At 44.5% G+C, this 18,756-nt stretch carries 21 protein-coding genes; 7 read left to right on the top strand and 14 right to left on the bottom strand.

What is annotated here, in order from left to right; genetic code table 11:
- Window positions 1-125 precede the first annotated feature (125 nt).
- The 4 genes from L4C34_RS10125 to L4C34_RS10110 all read right to left on the bottom strand — a co-directional run bounded on the left by L4C34_RS10125 (window position 126) and on the right by L4C34_RS10110 (window position 4,412).
- Window positions 126-956 carry a glucosaminidase domain-containing protein gene (locus L4C34_RS10125; protein ID WP_428789228.1) on the bottom strand — a complete coding sequence of 277 codons (831 nt, stop codon included), beginning with the start codon at window positions 954-956 and terminating at the stop codon, window positions 126-128.
- Window positions 949-1,761 carry a DUF2189 domain-containing protein gene (locus L4C34_RS10120; protein WP_428789227.1) on the bottom strand — a complete coding sequence of 271 codons (813 nt, stop codon included), beginning with the start codon at window positions 1,759-1,761 and terminating at the stop codon, window positions 949-951. The genes L4C34_RS10125 and L4C34_RS10120 overlap by 8 nt, the downstream gene beginning before the upstream one ends.
- 154 nt (window positions 1,762-1,915) lie before the next feature.
- Window positions 1,916-2,635, bottom strand: a complete 720-nt coding sequence (gene cobB / locus L4C34_RS10115) for a Sir2 family NAD+-dependent deacetylase (protein ID WP_428789226.1) — start codon at window positions 2,633-2,635, stop codon at window positions 1,916-1,918.
- Between the two features lie 184 nt (window positions 2,636-2,819).
- Window positions 2,820-4,412 carry an ABC-F family ATPase gene (locus L4C34_RS10110; RefSeq protein WP_428789225.1) on the bottom strand — a complete coding sequence of 531 codons (1,593 nt, stop codon included), beginning with the start codon at window positions 4,410-4,412 and terminating at the stop codon, window positions 2,820-2,822.
- Window positions 4,413-4,604: 192 nt separating this feature from the next.
- On the opposite strand from L4C34_RS10110, the gene mobA reads away from it, so the two are divergent.
- The gene (mobA, locus tag L4C34_RS10105) at window positions 4,605-5,222 is read left to right on the top strand and encodes a molybdenum cofactor guanylyltransferase MobA (protein WP_428789224.1); all 618 of its coding nucleotides are present in this window, start codon (window positions 4,605-4,607) and stop codon (window positions 5,220-5,222) included.
- Window positions 5,223-5,285: 63 nt separating this feature from the next.
- Window positions 5,286-5,549 (top strand): DUF2960 domain-containing protein, encoded by a 264-nt coding sequence (locus L4C34_RS10100; protein ID WP_428789223.1) that lies wholly within the window; start codon window positions 5,286-5,288, stop codon window positions 5,547-5,549.
- Window positions 5,550-5,701: 152 nt separating this feature from the next.
- Here L4C34_RS10100 and L4C34_RS10095 read toward each other — a convergent pair whose 3' ends face one another.
- Both L4C34_RS10095 and L4C34_RS10090 read right to left on the bottom strand, forming a co-directional pair.
- Window positions 5,702-6,022 carry an SMI1/KNR4 family protein gene (locus L4C34_RS10095; RefSeq protein ID WP_428789222.1) on the bottom strand — a complete coding sequence of 107 codons (321 nt, stop codon included), beginning with the start codon at window positions 6,020-6,022 and terminating at the stop codon, window positions 5,702-5,704.
- A gap of 77 nt (window positions 6,023-6,099) precedes the next feature.
- The gene (locus L4C34_RS10090; protein WP_428789221.1) at window positions 6,100-6,519 is read right to left on the bottom strand and encodes a hypothetical protein; all 420 of its coding nucleotides are present in this window, start codon (window positions 6,517-6,519) and stop codon (window positions 6,100-6,102) included.
- Window positions 6,520-6,702: 183 nt separating this feature from the next.
- On the opposite strand from L4C34_RS10090, the gene L4C34_RS10085 reads away from it, so the two are divergent.
- Window positions 6,703-6,951 (top strand): type II toxin-antitoxin system Phd/YefM family antitoxin, encoded by a 249-nt coding sequence (locus tag L4C34_RS10085; RefSeq protein ID WP_005377003.1) that lies wholly within the window; start codon window positions 6,703-6,705, stop codon window positions 6,949-6,951.
- A complete protein-coding gene (locus L4C34_RS10080; RefSeq protein ID WP_428789220.1) occupies window positions 6,941-7,231 on the top strand; it encodes a type II toxin-antitoxin system RelE family toxin in 291 nt (96 codons plus the stop codon). The genes L4C34_RS10085 and L4C34_RS10080 overlap by 11 nt, the downstream gene beginning before the upstream one ends.
- Here the strand turns inward: L4C34_RS10080 and L4C34_RS10075 are convergent.
- The 5 genes from L4C34_RS10075 to L4C34_RS10055 all read right to left on the bottom strand — a co-directional run bounded on the left by L4C34_RS10075 (window position 7,209) and on the right by L4C34_RS10055 (window position 11,669).
- Complete coding sequence (locus L4C34_RS10075; protein WP_428789219.1) at window positions 7,209-7,487, bottom strand: SMI1/KNR4 family protein; 279 nt, start codon at window positions 7,485-7,487, stop codon at window positions 7,209-7,211. The genes L4C34_RS10080 and L4C34_RS10075 overlap by 23 nt on opposite strands.
- Before the next feature lie 81 nt (window positions 7,488-7,568).
- Entirely contained in the window at window positions 7,569-8,261 is a 693-nt protein-coding gene (locus tag L4C34_RS10070) for a DUF2711 family protein (RefSeq protein WP_428789218.1), read from the bottom strand.
- Between the two features lie 575 nt (window positions 8,262-8,836).
- The gene (locus L4C34_RS10065) at window positions 8,837-9,511 is read right to left on the bottom strand and encodes a hypothetical protein (RefSeq protein WP_428789217.1); all 675 of its coding nucleotides are present in this window, start codon (window positions 9,509-9,511) and stop codon (window positions 8,837-8,839) included.
- Between the two features lie 390 nt (window positions 9,512-9,901).
- Window positions 9,902-10,810 (bottom strand): N-acetylglucosamine kinase, encoded by a 909-nt coding sequence (nagK, locus tag L4C34_RS10060; RefSeq protein WP_428789216.1) that lies wholly within the window; start codon window positions 10,808-10,810, stop codon window positions 9,902-9,904.
- A gap of 46 nt (window positions 10,811-10,856) precedes the next feature.
- Window positions 10,857-11,669, bottom strand: coding sequence for a tRNA-uridine aminocarboxypropyltransferase (locus L4C34_RS10055; protein WP_428789329.1), 813 nt, complete (start codon window positions 11,667-11,669; stop codon window positions 10,857-10,859).
- Window positions 11,670-11,748: 79 nt separating this feature from the next.
- On the opposite strand from L4C34_RS10055, the gene L4C34_RS10050 reads away from it, so the two are divergent.
- A complete protein-coding gene (locus L4C34_RS10050) occupies window positions 11,749-12,537 on the top strand; it encodes a sterol desaturase family protein (RefSeq protein ID WP_428789215.1) in 789 nt (262 codons plus the stop codon).
- Window positions 12,538-12,625: 88 nt separating this feature from the next.
- Here the strand turns inward: L4C34_RS10050 and phnX are convergent, their stop codons facing one another.
- The 3 genes from phnX to phnW form a co-directional block, all read right to left on the bottom strand.
- Window positions 12,626-13,441, bottom strand: a complete 816-nt coding sequence (gene phnX, locus L4C34_RS10045) for a phosphonoacetaldehyde hydrolase (RefSeq protein WP_428789214.1) — start codon at window positions 13,439-13,441, stop codon at window positions 12,626-12,628.
- A 98-nt stretch (window positions 13,442-13,539) separates the two neighbouring features.
- Window positions 13,540-14,988: an aspartate aminotransferase family protein gene (locus L4C34_RS10040; RefSeq protein ID WP_428789213.1), complete on the bottom strand. Its 1,449-nt coding sequence runs from the start codon at window positions 14,986-14,988 to the stop codon at window positions 13,540-13,542.
- A gap of 142 nt (window positions 14,989-15,130) precedes the next feature.
- The gene (gene phnW / locus L4C34_RS10035) at window positions 15,131-16,234 is read right to left on the bottom strand and encodes a 2-aminoethylphosphonate--pyruvate transaminase (protein ID WP_428789212.1); all 1,104 of its coding nucleotides are present in this window, start codon (window positions 16,232-16,234) and stop codon (window positions 15,131-15,133) included.
- Window positions 16,235-16,521: 287 nt separating this feature from the next.
- Between phnW and L4C34_RS10030 the strand changes: the two genes are divergently transcribed.
- Complete coding sequence (locus L4C34_RS10030; RefSeq protein ID WP_428789211.1) at window positions 16,522-17,517, top strand: putative 2-aminoethylphosphonate ABC transporter substrate-binding protein; 996 nt, start codon at window positions 16,522-16,524, stop codon at window positions 17,515-17,517.
- 91 nt (window positions 17,518-17,608) lie between these two features.
- Window positions 17,609-18,721: a putative 2-aminoethylphosphonate ABC transporter ATP-binding protein gene (locus tag L4C34_RS10025; RefSeq protein WP_428789210.1), complete on the top strand. Its 1,113-nt coding sequence runs from the start codon at window positions 17,609-17,611 to the stop codon at window positions 18,719-18,721.
- The last annotated feature ends 35 nt before the right edge of the window (window positions 18,722-18,756 follow it).

Here is an 18,756-nt window from a genome sequence, read left to right as displayed (position 1 = left end):
GAAATATCCAGTCTATCTGGTGCAGATAAAGTCTGAGACAACCGTGAAATTAAGACATAAAAAAAGCCACTATAGTGGCTTTTTCAACGATTAGCTGTTCAAAACAGCTATATTAAAGCTAGAGCTTACTGCACCCAATATTTCTCGTTGCGCTTAATCATCGTTTGTAAATCATCAACATAGGCTTGGCCACGTTGAGAATACTTAATCAAACCATTGGTTAATGCAAGAGCCGCATCGTCATCGAGCATACTCTTATTCTGCTGGCGCAGTTCAGCGCGAATATGGCGCAGGCTTTGATAAGCGTTGTTGCGATTCACATTCATAAAGTAGGCATGAATTGATTGTTGAACAGAATCATATTTTGCTACTTCGTACGTCGACCCGTCTGGGCGACTTTTCGGAACCAGTCCGCAACCTTGGGTATAACACCATTGGCCAAAATAGTTGTTTCCCTGCGTTGCAAAGCGGGATGTTCCCCAAGCTGATTCATTTGCAGCTTGTATCAGTACCAGTGCATACGGCAACACATCAACACGGTCATTCATCACCGAAAACCACTTTGCATCGACGCCTGCCGCTGGTACTTCCACGTTGTAGAGCTTACCTAAGCGGATAGCGTACGAGTTGTCTTCAGCCGACAAGTTCTGATCGTTAAAATGTTTCTCAAGATTTTCTAAGCGTGTGCGCTCTTTTAACACTCGAGTATTTTCAAGCTGAACGCCTTTTTTAAGATACTCGAAAAAGAGCTTCTTTTTCTCCGCCACACTATCAATAGCAGTAAAGTCCGGCGAGTTTGATAATGTTGTTGGCGTCTCAGAGATGATTGCCGCCAAAGAGTAATCATTGGGGTTCACACCGTTCGCCGAATCTTGACGGTAGTCGTGAATCACAAACAGACCTAAACTTGCAATAACTCCAACAAACAATATTGAATACGCCCTTTTCTTATGCATGAAACACCTGAGAGCCCTTGTCTTGATCATCGCTTTCACTGTCGTCATCACTACGGTGCTCGGTGACGATGCGCAACTTAATGCCAAACATATTGCGATAGACAATGCCTTTCACATGGAACAAAAACGGTAACACAAATATTAGGCCAATCCCATAGAATACCGCCGCGATGAAGAACATCACCATCACAACTAAGTAAATTCCTGCCAGCGTCAGCAGCTTCTTATTCACAGCCCGCATGGAAAGAAACAATGCTTGGATCGGTGGAATACGTTTTTCACAGATCAGCAGTGTTGAATTGCTAAAAGCGAGAGAGATATAGATAGACAGGAACGGCAATATCATTCCCGCTAACCCTTGCATCAGCAAGGTGATCAAAGTCGCGACTATCACAGGAACGGTAAATTGTAGCCCTTTGCCAATATGTCTTAACTTGGTCGACAACCCGGCAGCATGGCTCATGGCCATTAAACAGACACCAGCGTATATGGGAGCACTGATGACTTCATAGCTAAAGTTGGCAACGAAAATCGCTTGGAACATAGACTCGGTCAACTTCGTTGGGTGCTCTAACGCTTTAAAAATCACGCCAACATCACCGAGTTGCAGCTTGACCGCAATGTAAAAAATCACTGCCTGTAAAACCAGCAGCGCTAAAATTGCTGGGGTAAAGGAAAAGAAGTTCTTAACAGTATTCGTCCAAGCTTCTTTAAGAATTGCACCCGCTTTAAGCTCATAATCCCCAGAAATGGCACTCTCAACGGTGCCGCCTAGGTTAAAATCTTTTTCAATATCTTGTTTCATTTGATTACCTTGGGTAATTTTCGCGTACCCATAATTAAAAAACTCTGTGTCCCGCGCATTATACTGCAATGCTCAATCAACTGACATCAAAGCTCAGTAAACAATTGTTGCTTTCGTTTAACTTTGTTATTTCGGTGAACCTGACTGCTTTCGATTAGCTTTGTAGTTCAAGCAGTTCGTCGACCAACTTGACCACTTCTTCACTGGCCATACCATATCGCTTTTCGGCGAACTCGGTCTCCACCGCACTCGGTTCTAGGTTCACTTCGATAGTATGGGCGCCATGCATTTTCGCTTCATGAACCAAACCAGCCGCAGGATAGACAACACCAGAGGTGCCAATGGCGATAAACAAATCAGCGTCTTCAAGAGCGCTATAGATTTCGCCCATTTGTAATGGCATTTCACCGAACCACACAATATGGGGACGTAATTGCGCCGGAATTTGGCAGCAATGGCACAAATCGCCAGTGACAACGTCACCTGCACAATCCACCACTTGATGGGATTCCGTGCAACGCGCCTTTAGTAGCTCACCGTGCATATGGATCACATTGACACTGCCACCACGCTCATGTAAATCATCAATATTCTGGGTGATTATTGTCATCTTGCCTTCTAACTGCTGCTCTAGCTGGCCCAGTGCTTGGTGCGCGGCATTAGGAATAATGGAGACCTGTTGTAAGTGACGTCGCCTTTCATTATAGAATCGCTGCACTTGTTCTGGGTTGCGTTCAAACCCTTCTGGCGTGGCAACGTCATCAATTCTGTGCCCTTCCCACAAACCATCTTTGGCTCTAAACGTTTGAATGCCCGATTCCGCTGAAATACCAGCTCCTGTTAATATCACGATATTCTTATATGGAAACTTCATCAATCCCAGCTCTATTCTATTTGCGTAACAGGCTAAAATCATTACACATTAACCGCTACTGACTCAAGGGTTAGAAATAGATTTACATCAGTAAGATCGAAAGAAGCACCCATTGGGTGCTTCTTTTATAACTCGCTAGGCTGCGTTTGAAAGCTCAGCCAAGCTAAGGTTAACCAAGTGAAGATTAGCCATCGATGCCTTGTGACTTAAGGTATTCAGCGTAAGTACCTTTGAAGTCGTTAATCTTGCCATCTTTAATCGATAAAATACGGGTTGCCAATGAATCAACGAATACACGATCGTGAGAAACGAAGAACAAAGTGCCTTTGTAGTTCTCTAACGCCGTGTTCAATGATTCAATCGATTCCATATCCATGTGGTTAGTTGGCTCATCCATCAACAGCATGTTTGGTTTATGCATCATTAGCTTACCAAGTAACATGCGGCCTTGCTCACCACCAGACAGGACTTTCACAGACTTTTTGATATCATCTTGTGAGAACAACATACGGCCTAGGAAACTGCGAACAGCTTGCTCATCGTCGCCTTCTTGACGCCATTGACCCATCCAATCCGTTAAGTTCATATCTTCAGCAAAGTCCACGGCATGATCTTGCGCGTAGTAGCCGATGTTCGAGTTTTCTGACCACTTATATTCGCCGCTGCGTGGCTCTAATGCACCCGCTAACGTATTTAGTAGTGTTGTTTTACCCACGCCATTTTCACCAATGATTGCAATGCGCTCACCGACTTCAAAAATTGCGTTGTAGTTAGAATATAAATCTTCTTCAAACCCTTGAGTCAGGTTTTCAATCACTAGAGAGTTACGGAATAACTCTTTAGACTGCTCAAAGCGAATAAATGGGTTTTGGCGGCTTGAAGCTTTCACTTCTTCTAGCTGAATTTTATCAATTCGCTTAGCACGAGACGTCGCCTGTTTCGCCTTAGAAGCGTTAGCAGAGAAACGAGAAACGAAGGTTTGTAGTTCCGCAATCTGCGCTTTCTTCTTCGCGTTATCAGAAAGTAGACGCTCACGTGCCTGAGTCGCAGCCGTCATGTACTCATCATAGTTACCTGGGTACAGTCTTAAATCACCGTAATCCAAGTCCGCCATGTGTGTACAAACACTGTTTAAGAAGTGGCGATCGTGCGAGATGATGATCATGGTGCAATTACGATCGTTCAAGACCTGCTCTAGCCAACGAATGGTATCGATGTCCAAGTTGTTGGTAGGCTCATCGAGTAGCATGATGTGCGGGTCAGCAAATAGAACCTGTGCGAGCAAGACACGTAGCTTCCAGCCCGGAGCGACTTCGCTCATCAGACCGTAGTGTTGCTCAACAGGGATACCTACGCCAAGCAAAAGCTCACCGGCTTTAGCTTCCGCCATGTAGCCGTCCATTTCCGCGAATTGCACTTCAAGATCAGCGACCTTCATGCCATCGTCTTCACTCATCTCAGCCAATGAGTAAATACGGTCACGCTCTTGCTTCACTTCCCAAAGCTCTTTATAGCCCATGATCACGGTATCAATCACGGTGAACTCTTCGTAACCGAACTGATCCTGATTCAGTTTCGCTACGCGCTCGTTAGGATCGTAACTTACGTTACCACCACTTGGCTCAAGCTCGCCGCTTAGGATCTTCATAAAGGTCGATTTACCACAGCCATTTGCGCCAATAAGGCCGTAGCGATTGCCCTCTCCGAATTTTACTGAAATATTTTCGAACAGTGGCTTAGCGCCAAATTGCTGAGTTATGTTTGCTGTGGAGATCAAAACCGTTACCTATATCTAATAATTTGGCGCAACGTTACTTGTTCGCGACCAGAAATTCAAGTGTTGCTGGTATTTAGATACAATATATCCCCTCGTCAGCCAAGGCTTGGCGCAAAGCACATGCTTTCGACTAAGCGGGGATGGGTGATAAGACGAATGACTCGCTCAATTTATTCACAAAGGCAATTCTAAATGGTATCACCAACAAACATACATTGGATTATTTTAGCGGGCGGACGCGCTTCTCGCATGGGCGGGTCCGACAAAGGCTTGATTCCCCTCAATGGCGAGCCGTTAATAAGCTTTGTATTCAATCAACTCAAAACTCAGGCGCATACCATCTCTATCAGCGCCAATCGCCATCAAGATGAATATCAGCGCTTCGCCCCCACTTTTAATGACGACATTGACGGCTTCGCAGGCCCATTAGCAGGTATATTAGCAGGCCTGAAACACGCACAAGATACAGAATGGGTCGGATTCATCCCTTGCGATAGCCCATTGATCAGCTCAACGATGATCGAACGCCTGTGCCAAGGCAGCAATCAAAATGAAGAAAACGAAATAAGTGACATTGTCACCGCGCACGATGGCAAGAGACTGCAGCCGCTGTTCTCTATTTGGCATCGCGACAATCAAGCTGCCCTTGAGCAATTCCTTATGCAAGGAGAGCGTAAAGTCACGACATTTTTAGATCAACGTAAGACTGGTTTAGTTGATTTCAGCGATGTAGCAAAAAGTTTCATCAACTTAAATACCCCTGAAGAACTCACGAAATTTGCCAAACAGGCCGCATTCGCTCTAAAATAGCGCCAATTCTGGGCTAGGCCGTCAGACCACCCACGCACAATATACATTGGGATACAAAAATTCATGGTACGTACCATTCTCTACACCTACAAATCTGAAGACAAAACGCTGACTTTCTCTTATAAAACTCACCACAACATCCATGAAGCTGTGGCCGAAGCAGAAGGTATCGATCTCACCGAATACTTGAAAATGGAACAGCAACTTGAAGCCATTTCAGATACCAAAGCGGTGCGAAACTACCGTGATGCGCATTTCAGAAAATTAGGATTTGGCAAAATCACTCTACAGCAAAAAGAAAATTTGGGTGTAGGCAAGAAAAAGTAGCTACTGCTATATCCTTAACAAATTGCTATAGCCTCACAAATAGCCTGAAACTTTTGCTCGGGCTATTGATCAAACTTTTGCTCTCTCATCTGCTCAAGTGGCCAAATTCATTTGGCCATTACACACGTTACGAATCACTCTTAAACGGTTTGTTAGGGCTTGGGCTTTAAGCCATGTAATTTTGCAAATTCGGGGTCTATCCAAACAGAAACAACTTGCTCTTCTGATAACTCAATGTCTCGAGGTTCAACACAACCTTTCTCGAATTCAAATAGCGAAGGGGTTAGTAAGATTCTATCTGATGTCTCATGATCCCAGAAATAGACACTTCGCTCAGCTAATATGAAGTAATTACCGCATTCATCCTCGGCTATTACATCCACTCCAAACAACTCTCTCGGTATTGTGGGTTCTACTTTCCGAAGCGAACCGTATTGATTACCTGAAGGGTCGATGAAAGCTTTACCAAACATAAAACTATTCCTTAGAGCTCTAACGACCGACTAAGTAACTTGAGTGACAGCTATGCCAATCCGGTTACTGCCACTTGTTAGTACATATTTTTATTGCTGAACTCGCTTTTGGCCACTGTACCATTTTTTAGTTTGTACTCAATAACTGCATCGTACAAAGGATCATGCCCGTACCAGATACCAATGCTCTTCATATGTTCTTTGTGTAATCTGTAAGCGTCATCAGTAAATCTGTAGTTTATAGATAACTCAGCTGACGCAATTTCATGCTGGGTGACACCACAAGTAGTCGCCATTATTGAAGCTGCCTTATCCTTGATCTTTACGATCTCACTTTCCATCGTATTTGTAAGAACTCTCTCTGAACTAATGAGATCAATAGTCAGAACTGCTTTTCCCTCTGATTCGCAGTAAGAGTATCCCTCACTAAGAAGATCACATAAACCACTCACCGCATGATGACCGATATTGTGAACTGCTGATCGAAACCTGCTCATACTCTCTTTACACCTTATTTAGGGGGTGCGTAGCGCAACACCGAAGTCTCTACAACCACCTTAAACACATAAATCAACGCATAATAAAAATGTCACTCGTTGAGAATCACTTTACGCAACTTGTTATACCGCTTGGTTGAAGCTAAAATGACCTAAATAAAGACCGACTTAGAGACCTATTATATGACCACAAGAATTTTAGCTGATGTTGCCGCGAGCATTACTGAATTAAAAGCTAACCCTATGAAAGTTGCAACTAGTGCCTACGGTGAACCTGTTGCGGTACTTAACCGAAATGAACCTGCATTTTACTGCGTACCCGCTGAAGCATACGAGATGATGATGGACAGACTCGAAGATCTTGAGCTACTTGCTATCGCTAAAGAACGTGAATCTGAAGAGAGCATTTCGGTAAATATTGATGACTTATAAGCTCGATTTCAAAAAGAGCGCACTAAAAGAGTGGAAAAAGCTTGGCTCGCCCCTGCAACAACAGTTCAAGAAAAAGCTCATTGAGCGCCTAGAAAACCCTCACGTTACAGCCTCAAAGCTCTCCGGTGCTGACAACCTGTATAAAATTAAACTGCGTCAATCTGGTTACCGTTTGATCTACAAGGTTGAAGACGATGTCATCATTGTCACTGTACTAGCAGTCGGAAAACGCGAACATAGCGATGTTTACCGTAAGGCTATGAAACGTCTCGATGACTGATTCCGGTATAACGCCCAACCAAGGTGTAAAATACGCTAACGCCTTGTTCTAAAGACGTTTTATCACAAACAACCGTGCTATCTAGTTCCCCATTATGTACTTGCAAGTAGCTCTTGAAATCTTTTGGGATAGTATGGCCAACTTCAGATTCAAGGAGGTTCAAAGCCTCCTCAGTTGCTGGGCCATTTAAAGTGGCAATAACTGTTGGAATATGCTCTTTCAAAAAGCCTTCAATTTTATCCCATATTTCGTTCATACACTGATCCTTATTTTCCAGCTAACACCCGCAATTTCGTCTAGTCCGGAGCACAGCGGAAAGAGGCCGAAAATGCTCTTACTATATTTCATACGCTCCCCAGTAAACTTCAGTTTTCGGTGTGCAATAAAACCCTTCAACAGGCTCTGCGGATAGGATTTTTTCAATTAATTCTCTTGAAGAACACAAAAACGAGCAATGGCTATCCCAATGTGTCGTGATCAATAAGCGATGATCGTGCGTGAATACACAGCCATGCGAGGGAATCTCATCTTTTTTAATTAGATCGTCAACCCAGTGTAGCTTTCTTTCTGTGCCGAATTCATCACCAACCCAAAGCCAATCATAACCAAGCGTTTTAATAACCCTGAATAGTCTATTTTCTAGCATTGGCGGTAAATGGCCTTCTGTCGGGCAGATGATATCTAGCTCTTCAGATAGTGAATTTAGATTATCTGCCGCTTCTTGACTTGAAAGCTCTTTCTTTATACCCCTTATGCTGGTTCTTAAACCTACATCAATATCTGACAAACTGGAGAGCTTGGTTAAATCGAGAATCTCCTGCCAAGATATCGCGGAACAACCATCTAGAATTTCATGTTTCGTGGGCCACGTCTTAGGGCAAAAGCGCTCAACATCCAGGCTCGTCGGCTTAAGAAATGGATGAAGCATCACATACACTGATTCAAACTGTCCCTCGTAAAACGGAAGAATCTTCTCGTCATAAGGACATGAAGCAAATTTTTCTGGTGCCGGTAGTACTTTATTCGTCATTGCTCGATCTCTCTAATAAATATAACGCCCGCGAAAAACGACCCGAATACGGAAGTGGCCCGGCTTTGCATTCAAGAAGAAATACTAGGAAAATAAATTGCTTATGGCTACTTCTAATACGTTTGTAAAATATGTCCTATAGTTCCATAAGCCCTTTAAACTCATCTAAATTAGAAGCTAGCTTCTTTGCCGAATCTGGTGGCATACCAATTTCTGGCATAGAGAATACCTCGCCTACTTTATTTACTACTAGAAGTTCACCGCCGCCACTACCACCAAATGTAAAAAATTTGGGAGCATACTCTAAAATCTTATAGTCTAGATTATACTTCTCAACTTCTTCAAGCGGCCAAAGAATATACCACTCAGGCTCAACAAAAAGCTCTCCTTCAAGATACCCTTCCTTCTATCCAGTTATTTAAAACTCTTTTAATTGCTTCGATATCCATAGTGACATTCAACGCCATGTTTAGGTGTGAGTAACGCAATACCGAAGCATCCGAAAACTGCCTTAGCCAACAAACGTAACGCATAGTATAAATGCCACGCGTTGAGAACCACTCTTGAACAGAATATTATAAATACTGTGACTGGAAATACCTTAATAGCTCTTCGCCTGCTATTTCCAAACCATAATTTTCAAACATAGAACTAAACACCCCTTTTGACACCAACCTTGCGCAAAGAAACTCTGCATTGTTTTGCAAGGTTTTTGGTAGAGCTAATTTTATGTCTTCGACTACAAAAAGAGTACTATCCTTTCCAGTTAGTAAGTCTTTTCGGTATAAGTATATTTTACCGATTTCCCCGAACATCAGAGCTTCAGAAGGAGACATTTCTCCTACAACATTGATTAAGTCGAACTCGGGTGTGGAAGTGTTCTTCCTACCTAAAATAGAATCAGAAATAATTCTCGCAATTGCAGAAGTCCTATCAATATCTGAAATTTTGGCTGCTCTACTGAACGCATTTTGTGATAAATCAAAAAACTCTTCAGATTCAAGGTAAGAACTATCGATTGACTTGTCTTTTAGCGAAGACAATTCACTGTTAATCTCATTAAGCAATGAGTCTATCCGACGCTGGTATATGTCATTTGCCATTGAGCCGAAGTGGGAATCTAAAAAGCTACCGACTACAGGTAAGGAAGCTACCATCGATTTAACCCAAGGACTATCACCGTACTTTTCTATCCACAACTCTAGAGCTTCTTCATTTGCATCTCTAACAACAATTTCATTCGCGGTCATTTATAACTTCCTTCAACATTCGATTGTGCTTATAACATCTTTAATAGTCTGCTGGCTTGTTCTTAGCGTCGAAGATAATCGACCTCTAAGCAGCAAGCTGTGTCGGTTGGCCACCTTAACAATATCAACTCTCATCTTGATGATATATAAAAGATTTTTCTTTATTCTCTAGAGAATGAAGCCAAAAACAAAAGTACTGACACGCTTTTATTCAGAATAATGCTCAATCTTTATTGCCGACATCAACGATAGGCATATCAAACAACTAGAACAGCGCAAGAGAGTCGACGGTGCATGCTTGGTAGGTAAATAGGTAAGGTAAGGTAAGGTAAGAGACTAAAAAATAAGCCCGAGAGAACATCTCTCAGGCCAATCATCAAAGCCTAATTATTACTTAATATTTAAAAATGCCGCGCCGCGTACGCCGCCTGAATCGCCGTGTTTTGCTTTAATAAGCGTTGGGCACTTCGCGATAGGCAGTAAGTATTTTCCGATGCGTTTTGGCACTTCATCGTAGATTAGGTTGAAGTTCGATAGACCGCCGCCTAGCGCCACCACGTGTGGATCGTGAGCGGTGAACAGGTTTGCGAAACAGATTGCTAGCAGTTCCATAAAACGGTCGACGTGCTCTAGAGCGTTCGCTTCACCTTTTGAGTGGTTCTCAATGATCTCGACGGCTTTCTTAGCTTCACCGTAGTAATGTTGGTATAGAAGCTCAAAACCGCGACCAGATAGGTAGCTATCTAAGCAGCCCTTCTTACCACAGCCACAGCCGAGCAGCGGAGCGTTTTCACCTAGGTGAAACCATGCGTCGATTGGCATACGAGTGTGGCCAAGTTCGCCCGCAACATGGTTGCGGCCAGAGAAAACTTTGCCTTCATAAACCAACCCGCCGCCAAAGCCAGTGCCTAAAATCAACCCCATGACAGAAGGCTCGGCCATCAGGCCTTCATCCCAAGCTTCAGACAACGCGAAACAGTTCGCATCGTTCTCGATTCTTACTTCGCGTTTCACTTGCGCTTCTAAATCAGCTTGCAACGTTTTGCCGTTCGCAGATGGGACGTTCACCGTCAGCACTTTATTATCGTCGGCATTGACCATACCCGGAATACCTAGGCCAATTTTGCCTTCGCTTCCAAATTGAGCGTCGTGTTTCAGCACTATCTCAGTGATCGTGCTGAGCAAAAGCTCATAGTCGCCTGTCGGTGTGGCAACGCGCTCTGTCGCCACTCTTTCTAGTGACTCGTTAAATGCGCCAAATTCAATCTTGGTTCCACCGACATCGAAGCCGTAATACATGTGTACTCTCCCTATGCAAACAATATAAACATAAATCTGGTTCCTTCTACTCGGTTGGATCTAACGGAGTAGAAAGCAGCTCGCCGTCTGGGCACTTTTCTTCAAAGTGTCGCAACAGCGGACGTTGTAAATTCGGTTTCAAGCGAGTTTTAGTCAGCATATAGCTTTCCCTAAACGCCGCGAACCACATAGACAATGTGGTCGATTCTTTTTCTAATCCGATTTCTTTAAGGACTAAACTGGCGACTTCGGCGGTCGCGAGGTGATTGCCCTTCTCGGATTTTCGCATGACGTATTCAGACACCACCTCAGGCTCAATCGATAGCACCGGAAAACCATCAAGATACGGGGATTTTCTAAACATGCGCCGCGCTTCACGCCAGCTACCATCCAAAAAGATAAGCAGAGGCTGTTTGTCACCAAACATGTTCGAAGAACAATCAGACAAGCCCTGCTTTTTCTCTGCATGCTTTATCTCAGTTGCTGCTGTCTCGAATAAACGCGAAGGGTTTTCAACGTACTCTTGCGGAAATACAACCACCGGAAAATAGCGCTCATCGCTTAGCACAGACAACATACGCTCGTTAGGCTCAGAGCGGTGCCATTGGTAAACATGGCAATCGTCGACGACGTCTGCGATAAGCCGGCCAGTATTACTCGGCTTCAATACTTCATTGTCACTGACCAATAACAGCGCGGCGACGTTGTCACTCGCGACAGGCTGATAAGTGCAAATACAATAATCCATTGCCACACGGCAAGCGAGGCAGCGTTTAACTTTTGAACCACGCGCATTGAATGGCTTGGTCGATTGTGCCATTTTCGTTTCTATTAAACTGTGAAAGGCGTGCATTCTCATCATAGCAATCGATTAACTTTATGTTGGAAAATTACAGGATTGTACTTAGAGTAACAATAGAATAATAGTGGAACTTCATATGGACGCTGTAGAATTAACCAGACTCGCCTGTTTTACCACCAGTTTAGCTGTGTTTATCTGGTGGGAAAGGATTTATTGTCGTAACAATGCCTCTACAAAGGTGAGGCTTCGGTGGTTAAATAACTTTTCTATTGCGATCACTAGTAGCCTCATCACCGCTTTTTTGTCTCCTCTGCTGGCTTTTCAAGCAGCTGAGATCGCGGCTAGCCATCAGCTAGGGCTGCTAAACATAATTTCGATCTCTCTTTGGCTGAAAATAGTGATTGCCATAATTGCCTTAGATTGCGCCATTTATTGGCAACATAGGTTATTTCATCGGATTCCGATCCTCTGGCGTGTACATCGTATGCACCATACCGATACTGAAGTTGATATCACGACGGGGGTTCGTTTTCACCCGATCGAAATTTACCTGTCGTTATGGATAAAAATTGTGGTGATCGTTACTCTTGGGTTGCCTGCGATCTCCGTAGTCATATTTGAAGTCCTGTTAAGCACGAGCGCCCTATTTACGCATTGCAACGTTCGTATTCCAACCAAGCTCGAGGCTCGCCTTCGGCTCATTTTAGTCACCCCAAATATGCACCGTATTCATCACTCTATCGATGAGACAGACCACAATAGCAACTTTAGTTTTTTTCTATCTATCTGGGATCGGTTGTTTATCAGCTATCAAGCCGCCCCTCAATTGGGCGATACAGAGCATGAGGTCGGTTTACAAAGATTTCGAGCCAAACGTGAAATTTGGCTCGATAAATTGCTCACACAACCATTTAGAAAACGATGACGAACTAAGGCTAACTCGTCATCAAAGCAATTCTATGACTCTAAGTTTCTATAAACCTATTTACCTATAAGTTTATGTATCTATAAGTCTATGGACGCTCGCTTAATGCCAGTCGACGTTCGATATCAGCGACAACCTCTGGTAACTCAGAAATCGTATCAATCAGGTAATGAGGTTTAGAGGGCAAGAATTTCGCGCGCGCTTTTTCTCGGGCTTTGTCTAAGGTTGCTTTGTCTGCCGCTAGATACTCGTCGAACGTTAGCCCTGCTTCATTACCGGAAAGTAGCAAAGCGACCGTCCACATGCCTGCATTGTGGCCTTCATCAATGCCCGGTGACGAGTCATCCACTTTAATGCAAGATTTAACGTCGGTAACACCGAGTTCAATGACATTTTTTAGTGCCATATATGGCGCTGGTCGGCCTCCTTGGGGCAAATCATCTGTTGCTACCACACAATCGGGTTTGTAGCCGTAATCTGCCGCCACAGGCACCAGCACGTCCATTACTTCACGAGGGTAGCCAGAGCAAGATCCAACTTTGACCCCGTTTTCTTGAAGAGCTGTCACCACTTCAACAGCATTCAAAATAGGCGCAGCGTGATCGGCCACTTTTGCTTTTTGCAGTGGCATGAAGGCCGCGTAGATCGCATCTACATCTTCATGGCTCATTGAACGACCAAACTTTTTCTGCCAGCGCTTATCGACATCAGGAAGTCTGCCAACAGCTTGAATGTGATCCCATTTGCCGAGCCCCATTGGCTCACGCGCTTCGCTAAGATCGATGTTAAATTCAAAGCCTTGCTTAAAAGCTTCAACAAAAATACTGGTTGGGGCGAAAGATCCAAAATCGACAATCGTTCCAGCCCAGTCAAAGATAACCGCTTGTACTAATGAGTTGTTCATGTTCAATCCTTTTGATTGCGAAAGCTCGGTTTTGAGCTTTGGCGTAATTTGAATTATTCGTCAAACGTTAGACGCAGTGCAGTTTTCTGTTTTCAATTTCAATATTGAAATTCTGCGCAAACCTTGGCAATCGCCTGTTCAAAAATGGCTAAAGCTTCACTCAGTTGTTCTCGAGTGATAATCAGTGGTGGGCTGAGTTGAATAACGTTACCCTGTGACACCTTAAAGCTCATCCCACTGTTGAGACACTGATACAAAACGGCTTCTGCTTCATCATATGCCCGCTCTTTGCTCTGGCGATCGGTCACTAGCTCCACGCCCCATAACATGCCAATGCCACGAACATCGCCTATCAATGAATATTTTTCTTTCATCGCGAGAAGTTTTTCACGCATAAATTGGCTGTCTGCCTTGGCCTTCTCTAGTAAGTTTTCTTGCTCAATAGCTTCCATTGTGGCGAGCGCAGCCGCGCAGCCTATTGGGCTTTTCTCATGAGTGTAATGCCCCATCGATATTTGCTCTGAGGTGTTGTATTTGTCTTTGGTGACCATTGCTGCAATGGGCACCAGCCCTCCACCTAAGCCTTTTCCAATACAAAGAATGTCTGGTTCAATATCGTAGGCTTGGTGAGTGAACCATTCGCCGCTGCGCCCCATTCCATTAGGGATATCATCAATAATGAGCATCACATTGTGCTTATCGCAAATTTCACGCACACGTTTCCAATATGCCAAGCTCGGCACTTGAACGTCTGTATTACGCACCGCCTCTGCAATGAAAGCGCCGACGCCGCCTTCTTTTTCAATCACATATTCCAAATAATCCGCATAATGAACATCACACTTCACATCATCATGTTCAGGTGAGCCCATAGTATTGGTCGAAGTTTGGTTAAAGGAGAACGCACCGCGATAGGTAACTGGAGGCGGTATGCGCTCTACCCCTGCCATCAAGGTTCCCATCCCCTGACGAAAACACGCTTCGCCACCAACGGAAATCGCGTCCAGCGACGCGCCATGAAAGGAGTCCCAAAGCGATATAACTTTGTGGTTACCGGTGACATGACGAGCGAGTTTCAAAGCCATACCAACCGCAGACGTTCCGCCGGGCGCGAACAGCACTCGGTTTAATTCACCACCGCAAATCTGGGTTAGCTTCTCTGCACACTCAATCGCCGTTTGGTTGGTGAAACGACGGGGAGAAAACGGCAGTTTGGCAATTTGCTCTTGGACCCGCTTAATCACATGCGGATGGCCGTAACCAAGCTGATGGACATTATTGCCGTGAAAGTCCATATATTTTTTCCCCGTCGCGTCTTGGATGAAGATCCCTTCCGCTGCCTCAAGTGTATCGAGGCACGGCGTCGACATCGCTTGATGAAGAAAAACATCTGAGTCACGTTTTAATAATGCTTGAGTACGTTCATCGTTCATTGACGCATTCCACGCCTGGCGAGCTGGCGTGGTATTCACATCACCTTCACTGCGCAAATGCGTATATTCAGGATTCTTGGTGACGCGATCGGGAGTTATAAGGTGCTGAGTCATGATCTGATCTTCCATAATTCGCTATTGGTCATTTCTATTTAGCACTTCTATTTGTTACTTTATTTTTATTATTCGATTGCTTATTGAGATTTGGCACAAATAGGCAATGCGTATTTCGCAACCAATGACTGGTCACTAACCGTTAACTTGTGTGCCAATACATGGCGTTTTGAACTGCGCCAATCAAACGCTCGATGTCCGCTGGGTAAACATCGCCAATATTGCCGATACGGAAACAATCCGCGTTGGAGACTTTCCCCGGATAAATGACAAAACCTTGCTCTTTTAAGCGCAGGTAAAACTCTTTAAACAGATAATCACTGTGAGTTGGCGAGTAGAAAGAAGTGATGATTGGCGAATGCAAGTCGTCGCCCAGTAGCGGCTCAAATCCCAAAGAACGCATACCCGAAACGAGTGTTTTTTGGTTGGTTTGATAACGTTGATGACGCGCTTCAATGCCACCTTCTTGTTCCAATTCAATTAGAGCTTGATAGAAAGCGCGAACCGTGTGAGTCGGTGAGGTGAAACGCCACTTACCATGGTTCGTTTCCATACAGTGCCACTGGTCATAGAGATCCAAACTCAAAGAGCGCGCTTGCCCTTTACATTTTTCTAGTTCGCTTTGTTTTGCTATCACAAAGCCAAACCCCGGCACACCTTGAATGCATTTGTTAGCCGAACTAATCATAAAATCGACGCCAAAGTCGGCAATATCCATTGGAATGCCACCAAAACTAGACATCGCATCGAGTATTACCGCCTTGTTATGAGCTTTTGCCACTGAAATAAACGACTCAATCGGGTTGAGCATGCCAGTGGTTGTCTCGCAATGAACAATTGCGACGTGCGTAATATCAGCGTCCGAGGCCAGTGCCGCTTCTAGCTCGCTCACTTGTGGCTGCGTGGTCTCACCCGATGATATGACATGGCATGGAATATTCAGATAATCCGCAATTTGCGCAATTCGCGCGCCATAAGCGCCATTATCAACCACCAATAGTTTTCCATTCTGACCAATTGCACTGCCAATGGTCGCTTCTACCGACGCCGTGCCACTGCCCTGCATTAACACGCTGGTATATCCAGATTGCGAGGTGGCCAATTTAACTAACTTAGTACGGATAATTTCCACAATATCTTTATTGTATTCGTCATCCCATGTGCACCAATCTTTTAGCATGGCTTCACGTACACCTTCAGATGTTGATAAAGGGCCTGGGGTCAGTAGCAAGTATTCATTTTTCATCTCGATTTCCATCCGGATTAATTATCTGGTCTACACCAAAACACTTAATCACTCTAACAGGCCCGAAAATGCACAGTAAATACGCTAACGTACGATTTCATAAAACTTTCACATCTTGATCGTCGTGCACCTAGACATCAGTAAAAGTTTCTAACCTCGTTAATAAACTGCCATTTTTTGTTCATTCAATCGTCACAAAGTGCTTCTAATGTTAGTCACGAAAACTGGTACAGACCAAATTAATCACTAACACTTGAACCAGACAACAATCTGAATTGGAGAAGACGATGAAAACCCGTTTGATGAAAGGAACTCTGGCTGCGCTGATTTCCTTGGTTGCAAATCACGCCTTAGCAGCGCAACAGGTGACGGTTTACACTGCTTTCGAGACTGACCTTCTAGCCAAATACAAAGCTGGATTTGAGAAAGATAACCCAGATATCGACATTAAATGGGTGCGTGACTCAACAGGCGTGATCACGGCCAAGCTTCTGGCGGAAAAGAACAACCCACACGCCGACGTGGTTTGGGGACTGGCGGGCTCTTCCATGGCATTGTTAAAAGACCAAGGATTGCTAAAAGACTACACGCCTAAAGGAGCCAAAGAATTAAAAACGGCCCTTAATGACCCAGAACTACACAAAGCATGGTTCGGCAATGACGCGACTTTTAACGCGATATGTTTCAACAACATTGTTGCCAAACAGCTGCACTTACCAAAGCCGACATCTTGGCAAGATCTCACTAAGCCTATTTACCAAGGTCACATTTCAATGCCCAATCCTGCCTCTTCTGGCACCGCCTACATGCTAGTGTCTGCTTGGCTACAAAACATGGGTGACAAGCAAGGTTGGGATTATATGAACAAGCTAAATCGCAATATTGCCCATTATACAGAATCAGGCTCAAAGCCTTGTGTGGAAGCTGCGATGGGCGAAGTGGCTATTGGCATTTCTATGGCAAGCCGCGGAGCCAAACTGAAAACCCAAGGCGCACCGATTGACATCATTGTTCCGAACGGAGTTGGCTGGGAAGCCGAAGCGGTCGGTTTAGTTAAAGAGTCTGCGGCGGCGAAGCGAGTGGTTGATTGGTCGGTGTCTAAAGATGCAAACCAACTCTACGCAGAAACTTACCCTGTCGTCGCTCACAAAGGCGTAAAAGCTGACGCGCCTAATTTTCCTAATGTTCGTCATAAGATGGCCAAAATGAACTTTGAAAAAATGGGCTCTGATCGCAAGGCGGTTCTCGTGAAATGGTCTACGGAGTTTGGCTCAAAGTCATAACTTAATCGGCTAATTTAAACGTTTGTTTTTAACATATCAGCTCGGAATTTTCAGCGCTCCACTGATCAGCTCTCCACTGAAAGGCATAACAATGGGCATACATAGCAGCTATCTAAAAATAGAAAATGTGGTGAAAAAGTTTGGCCAATTCACCGCACTAAAACAAATATCGCTTTCAATACAGCAAGGTGAATTTGTGTGCTTCCTTGGCCCTTCTGGCTGTGGAAAAACCACCTTATTAAGAGCGATCGCTGGCCTTGACCTTCCAACATCAGGTGCCATTTTTCAAAATGGTCTAGACACCACTTTTCTGCCACCAGAAAAGAGAGACTTTGGCATTGTATTTCAATCCTACGCCTTATTCCCCAATCTGACCGTACAAGAAAACATTGCCATTGGCCTAAAAAATCAGGGTATGTCGAACAAAGAAGCCTCAGATAAAGTCGAATACTGGCTCGACATGATAGGTTTACCTACTTCTGGTGAAAAATTCCCCGCTCAACTATCTGGTGGCCAGCAGCAACGAGTGGCGCTAGCTCGAGCTCTTTCTTTATCACCGGGCCTGCTGCTTTTAGATGAACCACTTTCTGCTTTGGATGCCAAAGTGCGTACCCATCTTCGCGACGAAATTTGCCGATTGCAACGTCAGCTTGATATTACCACCATCATGGTCACGCACGATCAAGACGAAGCTTTATCCATGGCAGACCGAATTGTCGTGATGAATCACGGTGTCATTGAGCAAGTCGGATCACCTCAAGAAATCTACCAACAACCCGCAAGCCGTTTTGTCGCTGAGTTTGTCGGCAGTATGAACTTTATTGATGTGTCAGTTTTATCCGATTCACAAGTTCGCATCGCAGAATCTCTGCTTCCTATGCCAAAGTTGGACAATCATACCGCATCTCGTGGCGAACACTTCGATTTGGCCGTACGACCTGAAAACATCACATTTGTTGAGGCTTCTCCTTATTCCCTGCCGGTTTGTATCTCATCGTTGGAATTTCTCGGGGCTTTCTACCGTGTTGAATGCCGATTACGCGACGATCCTGATGCGAGCCCAATCATCGTCGATGTGCATGGTGATGAGGCGAAAGCACTCAAGCTGCAATGTGGGGATACTCGCTACATACAATTTTCTGAGCATAGCCTACGCGCGTATTTATCTACAACCCAAAGCCATCACATAGAAATTGCCGCATAAATTAAGCGAACCCGAGATTGGGCAAAGCAGAGACT

The sequence above is a fragment of the Vibrio profundum genome (assembly GCF_050337555.1).
Classification (GTDB): domain Bacteria; phylum Pseudomonadota; class Gammaproteobacteria; order Enterobacterales; family Vibrionaceae; genus Vibrio; species Vibrio profundum.
Note: the sequence above shows the minus strand (reverse complement) of the source record. Positions and strands in the feature narration are given on the sequence as shown.

Coding starts and splice junctions, on each gene's coding strand:
- L4C34_RS10125 (WP_428789228.1), bottom strand. CDS start 956: ATGCATAAGAAAAGGGCGTATTCAATATTGTTTGTTGGAGTTATTGCA.
- L4C34_RS10120 (WP_428789227.1), bottom strand. CDS start 1,761: ATGAAACAAGATATTGAAAAAGATTTTAACCTAGGCGGCACCGTTGAG.
- cobB (WP_428789226.1), bottom strand. CDS start 2,635: ATGAAGTTTCCATATAAGAATATCGTGATATTAACAGGAGCTGGTATT.
- mobA (WP_428789224.1), top strand. CDS start 4,605: ATGGTATCACCAACAAACATACATTGGATTATTTTAGCGGGCGGACGC.
- L4C34_RS10100 (WP_428789223.1), top strand. CDS start 5,286: ATGGTACGTACCATTCTCTACACCTACAAATCTGAAGACAAAACGCTG.
- L4C34_RS10095 (WP_428789222.1), bottom strand. CDS start 6,022: ATGTTTGGTAAAGCTTTCATCGACCCTTCAGGTAATCAATACGGTTCG.
- L4C34_RS10090 (WP_428789221.1), bottom strand. CDS start 6,519: ATGAGCAGGTTTCGATCAGCAGTTCACAATATCGGTCATCATGCGGTG.
- L4C34_RS10085 (WP_005377003.1), top strand. CDS start 6,703: ATGACCACAAGAATTTTAGCTGATGTTGCCGCGAGCATTACTGAATTA.
- L4C34_RS10080 (WP_428789220.1), top strand. CDS start 6,941: ATGACTTATAAGCTCGATTTCAAAAAGAGCGCACTAAAAGAGTGGAAA.
- L4C34_RS10075 (WP_428789219.1), bottom strand. CDS start 7,487: ATGAACGAAATATGGGATAAAATTGAAGGCTTTTTGAAAGAGCATATT.
- L4C34_RS10070 (WP_428789218.1), bottom strand. CDS start 8,261: ATGACGAATAAAGTACTACCGGCACCAGAAAAATTTGCTTCATGTCCT.
- L4C34_RS10065 (WP_428789217.1), bottom strand. CDS start 9,511: ATGACCGCGAATGAAATTGTTGTTAGAGATGCAAATGAAGAAGCTCTA.
- nagK (WP_428789216.1), bottom strand. CDS start 10,810: ATGTATTACGGCTTCGATGTCGGTGGAACCAAGATTGAATTTGGCGCA.
- L4C34_RS10055 (WP_428789329.1), bottom strand. CDS start 11,669: ATGAGAATGCACGCCTTTCACAGTTTAATAGAAACGAAAATGGCACAA.
- L4C34_RS10050 (WP_428789215.1), top strand. CDS start 11,749: ATGGACGCTGTAGAATTAACCAGACTCGCCTGTTTTACCACCAGTTTA.
- phnX (WP_428789214.1), bottom strand. CDS start 13,441: ATGAACAACTCATTAGTACAAGCGGTTATCTTTGACTGGGCTGGAACG.
- L4C34_RS10040 (WP_428789213.1), bottom strand. CDS start 14,988: ATGACTCAGCACCTTATAACTCCCGATCGCGTCACCAAGAATCCTGAA.
- phnW (WP_428789212.1), bottom strand. CDS start 16,234: ATGAAAAATGAATACTTGCTACTGACCCCAGGCCCTTTATCAACATCT.
- L4C34_RS10030 (WP_428789211.1), top strand. CDS start 16,522: ATGAAAACCCGTTTGATGAAAGGAACTCTGGCTGCGCTGATTTCCTTG.
- L4C34_RS10025 (WP_428789210.1), top strand. CDS start 17,609: ATGGGCATACATAGCAGCTATCTAAAAATAGAAAATGTGGTGAAAAAG.